Origin of the sequence: Priestia sp. SIMBA_032, assembly GCF_046535215.1 — a bacterium.
GTDB lineage: Bacteria > Bacillota > Bacilli > Bacillales > Bacillaceae_H > Priestia > Priestia aryabhattai.
In genome coordinates, this window is record NZ_JAWRXD010000072.1 from 1 (window position 1) to 795 (window position 795).

General features: G+C 54.8%; 1 protein-coding gene. It reads left to right on the top strand.

Features of this window, described 5'->3' with window-relative positions:
- Positions 1-153: 153 nt before the first annotated feature.
- A partial coding sequence (locus SB717_RS33355; protein WP_410907068.1) for a hypothetical protein occupies positions 154-795 on the top strand: 642 nt, incomplete at its 3' end.

Consider the following 795-nt stretch of genomic DNA (forward strand, 5'->3'; position numbering starts at 1 on the left):
GAAAGTGTGGATTATTGTACGCTTCCGCATCTCCCCGCAGGACAAGTGCATTCCATTGCCGGAAAACGTATTAGAAAATCAGCCTATCAAGTTATCTTGGGAGCACTGCCTGGGACGTTGCTCAAGAGCAGTGTTGAGCATGAGACGCAGAACTTGGCAACCTACGATATCTCTGTGCCCAAGGAAGTGCCTAAAAATCAATTTGGCAGGGTTCTACATCGGCCGCAGAGTCTTCTGAATTTGACGCCGGCATCAGGGGGAATGGCCTTGCTTTTTTATATGGAGGGTGTCGAAATTCGCTACCCGCCCAGCAACTTCATCGTTCATATACCGATCAACCCTGAAACTTTGCTGCCGGACTGGAATGTTGACTGGCCCCTTGGGCATAGAGAAATTCCGTTGGTACATGGAGTTTCGATCAGTCGCACTGGCATAACCGTCGGCTATATCCGTAAATTGACCACGATTGAGTTGAGATTGGTTGCCAGTGTCACGACCTCACTTATCGCCCCCCGCATCAACACCCGCACCAGCCCCACCCTGGGCATCGCCGAATTCATCGACTTCGCCGGTTCCGGCATCGCCATGACCGACGGCAGCAGCACCGTGGCGCGCCAACCCATCCGCATGAACACCCTGTTTGCCCGTGAGCTGATTGCCCGGGCCAACCTCGCCCTGGAAGTGCTGCTGGCCTGGGACACGCAAAACCTCGAAGAACCGCCCCTGCAACCCGCCGCGACGGTCAGCCTGATGGATTTCAACGGGGCCAACGGCAAGTACTTCTGGGAGCTGTTT